Annotated in this window: 10 protein-coding genes; 5 read left to right on the top strand and 5 right to left on the bottom strand. The window is 73.0% G+C overall.

The window, feature by feature from the left end:
* Positions 1–283 (bottom strand): sigma factor (locus tag IT780_RS39200; RefSeq protein WP_267910250.1); only part of this gene is annotated, 283 nt, incomplete at its 3' end.
* Between the two features lie 275 nt (positions 284–558).
* Here IT780_RS39200 and ppgK point away from each other — a divergent pair.
* Both ppgK and IT780_RS39190 read left to right on the top strand, forming a co-directional pair.
* Complete coding sequence (gene ppgK / locus IT780_RS39195; RefSeq protein ID WP_199516946.1) at positions 559–1,371, top strand: polyphosphate--glucose phosphotransferase; 813 nt, start codon at positions 559–561, stop codon at positions 1,369–1,371.
* Between the two features lie 4 nt (positions 1,372–1,375).
* On the top strand, positions 1,376–1,837 hold the full coding sequence (locus tag IT780_RS39190) for a PPOX class F420-dependent oxidoreductase (RefSeq protein WP_199516945.1): 462 nt from the start codon (positions 1,376–1,378) through the stop codon (positions 1,835–1,837).
* 8 nt (positions 1,838–1,845) lie between these two features.
* Here the strand turns inward: IT780_RS39190 and IT780_RS39185 are convergent, their stop codons facing one another.
* The 3 genes from IT780_RS39185 to IT780_RS39175 all read right to left on the bottom strand — a co-directional run bounded on the left by IT780_RS39185 (position 1,846) and on the right by IT780_RS39175 (position 5,168).
* Complete coding sequence (locus IT780_RS39185) at positions 1,846–3,102, bottom strand: globin domain-containing protein (protein WP_199516944.1); 1,257 nt, start codon at positions 3,100–3,102, stop codon at positions 1,846–1,848.
* Between the two features lie 165 nt (positions 3,103–3,267).
* Complete coding sequence (locus IT780_RS39180) at positions 3,268–4,494, bottom strand: sensor histidine kinase (protein ID WP_199516943.1); 1,227 nt, start codon at positions 4,492–4,494, stop codon at positions 3,268–3,270.
* On the bottom strand, positions 4,491–5,168 hold the full coding sequence (locus tag IT780_RS39175) for a response regulator transcription factor (RefSeq protein WP_199516942.1): 678 nt from the start codon (positions 5,166–5,168) through the stop codon (positions 4,491–4,493). The genes IT780_RS39180 and IT780_RS39175 overlap by 4 nt, the downstream gene beginning before the upstream one ends.
* Before the next feature lie 119 nt (positions 5,169–5,287).
* Here IT780_RS39175 and IT780_RS39170 point away from each other — a divergent pair, with 119 nt between their 5' ends.
* Complete coding sequence (locus tag IT780_RS39170; RefSeq protein WP_199516941.1) at positions 5,288–5,800, top strand: DUF2231 domain-containing protein; 513 nt, start codon at positions 5,288–5,290, stop codon at positions 5,798–5,800.
* A 3-nt stretch (positions 5,801–5,803) separates the two neighbouring features.
* On the opposite strand, the gene IT780_RS39165 is transcribed toward IT780_RS39170, so the two are convergent.
* Positions 5,804–6,376 (bottom strand): hypothetical protein, encoded by a 573-nt coding sequence (locus tag IT780_RS39165; RefSeq protein ID WP_199516940.1) that lies wholly within the window; start codon positions 6,374–6,376, stop codon positions 5,804–5,806.
* Positions 6,377–6,468: 92 nt separating this feature from the next.
* On the opposite strand from IT780_RS39165, the gene IT780_RS39160 reads away from it, so the two are divergent.
* Positions 6,469–7,284 carry a spermidine synthase gene (locus IT780_RS39160; RefSeq protein ID WP_199516939.1) on the top strand — a complete coding sequence of 272 codons (816 nt, stop codon included), beginning with the start codon at positions 6,469–6,471 and terminating at the stop codon, positions 7,282–7,284.
* 137 nt (positions 7,285–7,421) lie between these two features.
* Positions 7,422–9,389, top strand: a complete 1,968-nt coding sequence (locus IT780_RS39155; protein ID WP_199516938.1) for an alpha-1,4-glucan--maltose-1-phosphate maltosyltransferase — start codon at positions 7,422–7,424, stop codon at positions 9,387–9,389.
* Position 9,390: the final 1 nt, after the last annotated feature.

Below are 9,390 nucleotides of genomic sequence, written 5' to 3'. Positions count from 1 at the left end.
CGTAGCCGGCGAAGTCGACGCCGCGTTCGGGGTCGAACTTGTCGACGGCTTTGATCAGGCCGACGGTGGCGGTCTGGACGAGGTCGTCGGTGGGCTCGCCGCGGCCGGAGTAGCGGTGCGCGAGGTGTCGGGCCAGCGGCAGCCAGGCCTCGATCGCCCGGTCCCGCAGCACGGCGCGGCGGGGGTCCGCCGGCGCGACGGCGCCCATGGCGGCGAGGAGATCGGCGGCACTGTCCGTGCTCGAGGGCGACGGCTTGCCGGTTCGCAATGCGGTGACAGTCATTCGAGGGAGGTCCTCCATCAGCGGGCAGAGAGCCGTGCCCGCACGCGGCGACCGTTCACTTGTCACCCCACGCTAGCCGCTCGGACCACCCTTGACTAGCCGAAAGTATGAGTCACGTTCCGTGTCGGGTTCGGCGACCAGGGGAAACATAGACGAACCGCCCCACCACGGGCGCCCCGGGCCCCGCGCGCGGTGCCCCGGCGCCGGTGGCACGATTCGACCACGGGTGTGCGTGGGTAGACACCTTCGAAACGCACGGAGACGGAGAACAGCAGATGGCCATCCTCGGCATCGACATCGGCGGGTCGGGCGTGAAAGGGGCACCGGTCGACACGGTGCGCGGCGAGTTGCTCGCGGAACGGGTCCGCGTACCGACGCCGCAGCCCTCGGACGTGGCGAGCGTCGTCGAGGCGGTCGCCGAGGTGGCCGGGCAGTTCGGCGACTACGAGCGGGTCGGCGTCACCTTCCCCGGCGTGGTGGTGGACGGCGTGACGCGGACGGCCGCGAACGTCGACAAGTCCTGGATCGACGCGCCCGCCGCCCGGCTGTTCGCCGACCGCCTGGGCAAGCCGGTCTCCGTGCTCAACGACGCCGACGCCGCGGGCGTCGCCGAGGTCGCCTTCGGCGCCGGGCACGACCAGCGCGGCCTGGTGATGATGCTGACCTTCGGTACGGGCATCGGCAGCGCCCTGTTCCTCGACGGCACGCTGGTGCCGAACACCGAGTTCGGCCACCTCGAGCTCGACGGCAAGGACGCGGAGCTGCGCGCCTCCGACCGCGCCCGCGAGCAGGAGGACCTGAGCTGGGAGAAGTGGGCCGGCCGGGTCCAGGACTACCTGCGCCACGTGGAGATGCTGCTGTCGCCGCGGCTGTTCATCGTCGGCGGCGGGGTCAGCAAGAAGTCGGACAAGTGGCTGCCGCTGCTCGAGATCCGTACCCCGATCGTGCCCGCCACGCTGCTCAACAACGCCGGCATCATCGGCGCGGCGGTCACCGCCGAGCAGGCCGCCGGGCACCCGGGCGCGGTGCAGACGCGGGCGGACCGGCCCGGCGTCCCCGGCGCGGCCTTCGCGGGCGGGGAGGGCTGAGCGCATGCCCCGCACGATCGCCACGAACACGAAGGTGAGCCGCGAGGAGCTGCTCGAGTTCCTGCGCCCGCGGCACCACGCGATCCTCATGACGACCCGTCGCGACGGCCGCCCGCAGTCGTCGCCCAACACGTGCGGCGTCGACGCGGAAGGCCGCATCGTCATCTCCACGTACCCGGAACGCGCGAAGGCGGCCAACATCCGCCGCGACCCGCGGGTGAGCGTGTGCGTGCTCTCCGACGACTTCGGCGGCGCCTGGGTGCAGGTCGACGGGACGGCCGAGGTGCTGGATCTGCCGGAGGCGCTGGAGCCGCTCGTCGAGTACTTCCGGGTGATCTCCGGTGAGCACCCGGACTGGGACGAGTACCGCCAGGCGATGCGCGAGCAGGGCAAGTCGCTGATCCGGGTGACGATCGAGTCGTGGGGCCCGATCGCCACCGGCGGCTTCCCGGCCCGGCTGGCCTGATCGGAGCGTCAGGACCGCAGCATCTCGGGACCGAACACCTCGTACGCGATCCGGTCGCCCGGTACGCCCCGGCGCAGCAGGGTGCTCCGGACGAGGTTCATGAACGGCAGCGGGCCGCAGAGGTGCACGTACGCGCCCGACGGCAGCGGGATGGCGTCGGGGTCGACCCGGCCGGCGTTCACCCGGGCCCGGTCGACGGCCACCGGCTCGGGGTCGGCGCTGTGCTCGTACCAGAGGTCGACGCTCAGCCCGGGCAGGCTGCGGCTGAGCCGTGGCAGGTGCCGGCGCAGCGCGTGGGTGGAGCCGGCCCGGTCGGCGTGCACGAGCACGACCGGCCGGTCCGGCCCGTGCTCGGCGAGGTGCTCGAGCGCCGACATCGCCGGCGTCACCCCGATGCCCGCGCTGACCAGCACCAGCGGGCCGTCGCCCGGCACGCTGCTGACGTCACCGAACGGCGGGCTGATGCGCAACTGGTCGCCGACGGCGACGTGCTCGTGCAGGTACGACGACACGACACCCTCCGGGGCACCGTCCAGGGCCCGGACCCGCTTGACGGTGATCTGCCAGGTGCCGGCGCCGGGCCGGCCGGAGAGGCTGTACTGCCGGATCTGACGACCCCGTCCGACCACCCCACCGCCACCCACGAACGGACTGAAGGCTGAGCCCGCGCCCAGCTCGGCCACGACGGAGACGTACTGGCCCGGGATGAAGTCACCGGCGGGCCGGCCGTCCGCCGGCGCCAACACGAGCGTCACCACGTCGTCGGTTTCCGCCACCCGGTCGGCCACTTGCCAGGAACGCCACACCTCGGCCGGGTCGCCGACGCCGGCGTGCTGGTAGAGGCGGGCCTCCCGGGCGACCAGCTCGCAGGCGAACAGCCAGTACACCTCGTCCCAGGCGGCGGCCACCTCGGCTGTGACCGCGTCGCCGAGGACCTCCCCCACGGCGGCCAGCAGGTGCCGCCCGACGATGGGGTACTGCGCCGGCGTGATGCCGAGCGACGCGTGCTTGTGGGCGATCCGCTCGAAGATCGGGGTCCACGGGACGCCGGATTCGCCGACGAGGTGCTCGGCGTACCCGACGACGGCCGCCGCGAGGGCCTGGCGCTGTCTGCCGGTCGCCTGGTTGCCCCGGTTGAACAGGTCCAGCAGCTCGGGGTGGGCGGCGAACATCCGGGGGTAGAAGGCCCCGGTGATGGCCTCGGCATGGCTGCGCACTGCGGGCAGGGTCGCTGTCACGACGGCTGCCGACGACGGTGTGAGCACGGTTCTCCTTCGGTCGCGCGGACGGGCGGACCGGATCACCGACCGCCCGGGCGACCGTATGGGCGCAGAACGCACCGGATGAGTGCCGAAGGTCCCGCCCGGGGCTTTTCGACCGTGATGTACCTCTCGCCGGGCGTGGAGAAGCCGGGCGCGGCGCGGCAATGATCAGCCTGCGGAGAGGCTGATCGTGAAGGCGGCGCCCTGGCCCGGGCGTCCCCACGCCTCGATCGTCCCGCCGTGGCCGGTCACGACCTCGCGGGCCAGCGCCAGGCCGAGCCCGAAGCGGCGCTGGTCGCCGTGGCCGCCGCGGGCGAAGCGGGCGAACAGCCGCTCGGTGTCGGCCGGGTCGAAGCCGGTGCCGTCGTCGCGCACCACGACGGTGACCACGGCGTGCTCCCGGCCCAGGCTCACGCTCACGTGCCCGCCGCTCGCCGTGTGACTGAGCGCGTTGTCGACCAGGGCCGTGAGCACGCGCCGGAGGGCGGCCCGGTGGCCGCGTACCACGGAGGGTCCGTCGGCGGCGGGGACGAGGGTGAGCTCCACACCCTGGTCACGGGCCCGGTCGGCGTGCTCGGCGACCACGTCCGCGGCGACCGCCCCCAGGTCGACCGGTACGCGCGCGTCGTCGCGCCGGCTGAGCTGGGTGGACAGCAGCAGGTCCTCGACGACCTCGCCGAGATGCCGGGACCCGGCGACGAGCCGGTCGACGTCGTCGGCGACGCTCGGCGCGCCCTCGCCGGCCTGCAGGTCCATCCGGAGCAGCTGCGCGCGGGTGTGCAACTGGGTGAGCGGGGTGCGCAGCTCGTGGCTGGCGTCGGCGACGAACCGGCGTTGCCGGGCCAGGGCGTCGGCCAGCGGGGCCGTCGCCCGGCGGGCCAGCAGCGTCGCGGAGAGCAGCGCGATGAGCAGGCCCACCACCTCCCCGGCGGCGAGCGCGCCGGCCAGCCGTTCCCGCTCGTCGTGCTGCTCGTGCCGGCTCATCACGACCTGCACCGCCCGCCCGTCCCGCCGCTGCGTCAGCACGAGGTAGCCGCCCTCACGCCCGTCGACCTGGGTGGTCTCGCTCGCGCCGCCCGCGCGGACCCGGTCGAGCGCGCCGCGATCAGGGAAGCCCCCGGGGCCGCCGGGGGTGGCCTCGACCGCGCCGCCGGCGCCCTGCCTGAAGATCCACACGCCCCGCGGCGGATCCTCCACGTCGTCGGCGGCCGCCGCAGTGTCCCGCAGCAGCGCCGTGGCGGCGGCGTTCTGGCTGCGCGCCACCACGATCAGCGCCAGCACGCCGACCACCAGCAGGCTGACGGTGATCGCGCCCGCCGTCTGCAGCGCGATGACCCGCCGGGCCCGGCGCAGCAGCACCTGATCCGGGTCCTGCTGCGCTCCCCCGGCCCTCACGGGCGGCCGAGCCGGTAGCCGACGCCGCGGACGGTCGAGATCGCCGCCGCACCGAGCTTGCGCCGCAGGTAGTGCACGTACGTGTCGACGAGCGTGACGGTGGTGGCGTCGGGGAACACCTGCGCGACGATCTGTTCCCGGGTGTACGCCCGCGACGGGTTGCGGGCCAGCAGCCGCAGCAGATCGCTCTCCCGCCCGGACAGCGCCACCACCGAGCCGTCCGGGCCGGTCACCGTCCGGCTGATCAGGTCGAACTCGGCGTCGCCGACCGCCAGCCGCTCCCCCGCCGTACCGCGCCGGCGCAGCAGCACGCGTACCCGGGCGAGGAGCTCGTCGACCTCGAAGGGCTTGACGAGATAGTCCTCGGCGCCGCCGTCCAGCCCGGCCACCCGGTCGGCGACGGTGCCGAGCGCGGTCAGCACCAGGGCGGGGACCGTGACTCCGGAGCGGCGCAGCCGGCCGAGCAGGTCGAGGCCCTCGATGGCGGGCAGGCCCCGGTCCAGGATCATCGCGTCGTACCGGCGGGTCAGCGCCAGGTGCAGCCCCGCCTGGCCGTCCGGGGCGAGGTCGGCCTCGTAGCCGGCCCCGCGGAACAGGCGGGTCAGCAGCGGGCCCAGCTCGCGGTCGTCCTCGACCACCAGCACCCGGGCCGGGCCCGGGACGGCATCGGTCATGGGTTCACTCTCGCAGGCCCGCACCGCCCGAGCGTCCGCGGGAGAGATGGGAGGATTCGAAGATTCACCGGCCTAGCCTTTGCGGCGTTCGTCCTCATCTGTCGTTCGGAAGGACTCCCATGGGCACCGTCAACGGGCTGCCGGCACACATCCTGCTCGTGCACGCCGTCGTGGTTCTGCTGCCGCTCGCGGCGCTGCTGCTCCTGCTGACCGCCGTCTGGCCGGCGGCGCGACGGCGCTTCGCCGGGCCGAACGCGATCCTGTCCGTGCTCGTGCTCGCGCTGGTGCCGCTCACGACCAGCGCCGGCGAGTGGCTGGAGGAACGGCTTCCGCGTACGGAGCTGCTGCACGAGCACGCCGAACTGGGCGACACCGCGGTCTTCGCGGCACTGCCGGTGGCGCTGCTGGCCCTGGTGATCTGGTGGCGGCACCGCGAGACCACCACGACCGGGCGGCGGACGTACCTGGCGCCGCTGTCGGTCACGGTCACCCGGATCGTCGCCGTGCTTGCCGTGCTCATCGCCGGGTTCGCCGCGGTCGACACGTACCGGATCGGCGACTCGGGGGCCAAGGCGGCGTGGACGGACAAGGTCAGCTCCACCCCCGCACCGGAGGGCCCGGACGGGGACTGAGGCTCAGGCGATGACGCCCGGGAGCAGGTAGACGAGGTCGTCGCGGTGCAGCTCCGCCACCGCCTCCAGCAGGTCGGGGTGGCGCAGCAGCACCGCGGCGGCGCGCTCGCGCTCGTCAGGGGCGGTCAGGCGGCGGAACTCCGCCGGCAGGTCGCCGGGACGCCGGCGCGGGCGCGGGCGGTCGCCGGCCGGGTCCTGCCCCGCCGGTACGGCCGCGGCCACCGCGTCGACGGCGCGCGCGGCCAGCAGCGGGTCGGCGAGCAGGCAGGCGGCCCAGCTCACCACGACCTCGTCGACCCAGGTACGCCAGCCCTCGTCCTCGGCCAGCTCGTCGTCGGGCTCGCTGCCCACCCGCCAGTCCAGCGTCGCCGAGCCGCCCGGCCCGGCGATGGCGACCAGCTCGGCGTCGACGGGTGTCGGGTAGCGCAGCCAGGCGGCGACCGTGACGGCCTGCCGGGCCTGGAGCTCGTTGAGGGTCACGGCCACCGGGTCCGGGCCGGTGCAGGGGTACGCGCGGACCAGCCAGTGCGTGCTGGCCGCGATGACGGGCGACAACGCGGTCGACGGACCCGCCATGGTGTTCCCCCAGGAATCGGTGCTCCCCTGCCTGGGGTGCGTCACCGCTACCACTCGGCGCGGCGCGGCGGGCCCTGAGTAGCCTGCCCCGGATGGCACCGCACGGCAACCGACGGGCAACGATCTTCGCGCGGGTGAGCTCGGGGACGGCGACCCTCGAGCCGGATCCCGCCCGGGGGCAGGGCTGGACCGTGTGCGTGGACGGGGTGCCGCAGTCGTACGTCGATCTCGGCGATCCCACGGTGCTGGCGTTCGAATACGTGCGCCGGTTGGCCACGGTGCTGCGGTTGTGCGCTCCTGCGGCCGTACCGTTGCGGGTTCTGCATCTGGGTGGCGGCGGGCTGACGCTGCCCCGCTGGGTCTCCGCGACGCGGCCCGGGTCGTCGCAGACGGTGGTGGAGCGCGATCCGTTGTTGCTGGCGGTGGTGGCGAAGCACCTGCCATGGCCCGCATCGGTGGGGGTGGAGGTGGCCGATGCGCGGGAGTTCGTGGAGGCCGGCGATCCGCAGAGTTACGACGTCGTGGTCACGGACGTGTTCGAGGGCGCGGCGATGCCGGCGAGCGTGGCCGGGGTGGGCTTCGCGCGGGCCGCGGCGCGGCTGCTGCGGCCCGGCGGCGTGCTCGCGATGAACCTCACGGACGTGCCGCCGCTGGCCTATTCGCGCATCCAGGCGGCGACGCTGCGGGCGGCGTTCGGGGAGGTCGCGATGATCGCGCCGCCGGGGCTGCTGCGCGGGCGCAAGGCGGGCAACGTGGTGCTCGCCGCGGCGGCCGTTCCCGGCGGGTTGCCGGTCGCCGGGCTGGCCGCCGCGGTCGCGCGCGACGCCGAGCCGGCCCGCGTCTGGCACGGCGACGAGCTGACCGTATTTCTGGGTGGTGCAAAGGCGCGCCTCGACGGGTACGCGTGAAGCCGCTCCGGTAGGTTGTGAGGCACCGGGTGCAAGGCCGTTTGCGGTTCCTCCATTGCGGAGAAACTGGCGAGGACGGCCGCTGCATTTCGCCCGTCGCCAGCCCGCCCCCGCGCTACCTGACTACGGTGGAGATCATGACCGGTCGCTTTCCCATCGAAGACGTGACACCGTCCGTATCCTGCGGCCGCTACCCCGCGAAGGCGGTGGTCGGTGAGCTCGTGCCGATCTCGGCGGTGTCCTATCGGGAAGGCCACCACGCGCTCGGCGTGAACGTGGTATGGCAGGGCCCCGACGGCGAGTCCGAGCCGTTCACCCGGCTCGATCCGGGCGAGCCCGGCCTGGACCAGTGGCACGGCGTGATCAAGCCGGACCGGGTCGGCCGCTGGACGTTCACCGTCGAGGCGTTCGACGATCCGTACCTGACCTGGCACAACGCGGTCACCAAGAAGATCGGCGCCGGGCAGGGCCTGGAGGACCTGGCGAACGACCTGGCCGAGGGCGCCGAGGTCCTGGACCTGGCCGCGAAGATCGTGCCGCAGGCCGACGAGGAGCGGGTGCGCGCGGCCGCCGCCGCGCTGCGCGACGACAACCGCTCGCTGTTCTCCCGGGTCTCCCCCGCGCTCGACCTGCAGCCGCTGCTGTGGCACAACCCCGTACGCCAGCTGGTGACGACGACGCGCTCGTATTCGATCTGGGTCGACCGCAAGCGCGCGCTGTTCTCCTCCTGGTACGAGTTCTTCCCGCGCTCCGAGGGCGCCGAGATCGGCCCCGACGCCACCCCGATCAAGCACGGCACCTTCGAGACCGCAGCGAAGCGCATCCCGGCCGTCGCCGCGATGGGCTTCGACGTGCTGTACCTGCCGCCGATCCACCCCATCGGCAAGATCAACCGCAAGGGCCGCAACAACACGCTGGTGGCCCGTCCGCAGGACGTCGGCTCGCCCTGGGCGATCGGCTCCGACGAGGGCGGTCACGACGCGATCCACCCGCAGCTGGGCACGCTGGAGGACTTCCGGGCCTTCATCCGTACGGCCGACGAGAACGGGCTCGAGGTCGCCATGGACCTCGCGCTGCAGGCGGCACCCGACCACCCCTGGGTCCGCGAGCACCCGGAGTGGTTCACCACCCGCGCCGACGGCACCATCGCCTACGCCGAGAACCCACCCAAGAAGTACCAGGACATCTACCCGCTGAACTGGGACAACGACCCGAAGGGCCTGCGCGAGGAGGTGCTGCGCATCGTCCTGCACTGGGTCGAGCAGGGCGTGAAGATCTTCCGCGTGGACAACCCGCACACCAAGGCGCTGAACTTCTGGCAGTGGTGCATCGCCAAGGTGAAGGCGGTGGAGCCGGACGTGCTGTTCCTCGCCGAGGCGTTCACCCGCCCGGCGATGATGAACGGCCTGGGCAAGATCGGCTTCACCCAGTCGTACACGTACTTCACCTGGCGCACGACCGCGTGGGAGATGCGCGAGTACGTCAACCAGCTCAAGTCCTCGATCGACTGGATGCGCCCGAACTTCTGGCCCAACACGCCGGACATCCTGCCGGAGCACCTCTGGCACGGCGACCCGCCGATGTTCAAGATCCGTACGGTGCTGGCGAGCATGCTGTCGCCGTCCTGGGGCATGTACTCCGGGCTGGAGCTCTTCGAGCACGTGCCGCGGCCGGGCTCCGAGGAGTACGTCGACAACGAGAAGTTCGAGCTCAAGCCGCGGGACTGGGCCGGCGCGGAACGGGCGGGACGGTCGCTGGCGCCGTACATCACCCGCCTGAACGCCATCCGGCGGGAGAACCCGGCGCTGCAGTGGCTGCGCAACACCGAATTCCACGAGATCGACAACAACGAGCTGCTGTGCTGGTCGAAGCGCGACCCGGAGACGGGCAACACCGTTCTGGTGATCTGCTCGTTCGACTCGGCGAACGTGCAGTGGGGCAACACCACGCTCGACATGCCGGCGCTCGGGATGGACTGGCACGAGCGTTTCGACGTGGTGGACCAGATCAGCGGTGCATCGTACGAGTGGGGGCAGCACAACGCGGTCCGGATCGACCCGTACGTCGAGCCGGCGCACATCTTCGTGGTGCACCCGCGCCGCTGAC

The sequence above is a fragment of the Nucisporomicrobium flavum genome, from assembly GCF_016464385.1.
GTDB lineage: Bacteria > Actinomycetota > Actinomycetes > Mycobacteriales > Micromonosporaceae > Actinoplanes > Actinoplanes flavus_A.
The sequence above is the reverse complement of the archived record's forward strand: the minus strand, read 5'-3'. Positions and strand labels throughout refer to the sequence as shown.

Coding starts and splice junctions, on each gene's coding strand:
- IT780_RS39160 (WP_199516939.1), top strand. CDS start 6,469: ATGGCACCGCACGGCAACCGACGGGCAACGATCTTCGCGCGGGTGAGC.
- IT780_RS39155 (WP_199516938.1), top strand. CDS start 7,422: ATGACCGGTCGCTTTCCCATCGAAGACGTGACACCGTCCGTATCCTGC.
- ppgK (WP_199516946.1), top strand. CDS start 559: ATGGCCATCCTCGGCATCGACATCGGCGGGTCGGGCGTGAAAGGGGCA.
- IT780_RS39175 (WP_199516942.1), bottom strand. CDS start 5,168: ATGACCGATGCCGTCCCGGGCCCGGCCCGGGTGCTGGTGGTCGAGGAC.
- IT780_RS39170 (WP_199516941.1), top strand. CDS start 5,288: ATGGGCACCGTCAACGGGCTGCCGGCACACATCCTGCTCGTGCACGCC.
- IT780_RS39190 (WP_199516945.1), top strand. CDS start 1,376: ATGCCCCGCACGATCGCCACGAACACGAAGGTGAGCCGCGAGGAGCTG.
- IT780_RS39165 (WP_199516940.1), bottom strand. CDS start 6,376: ATGGCGGGTCCGTCGACCGCGTTGTCGCCCGTCATCGCGGCCAGCACG.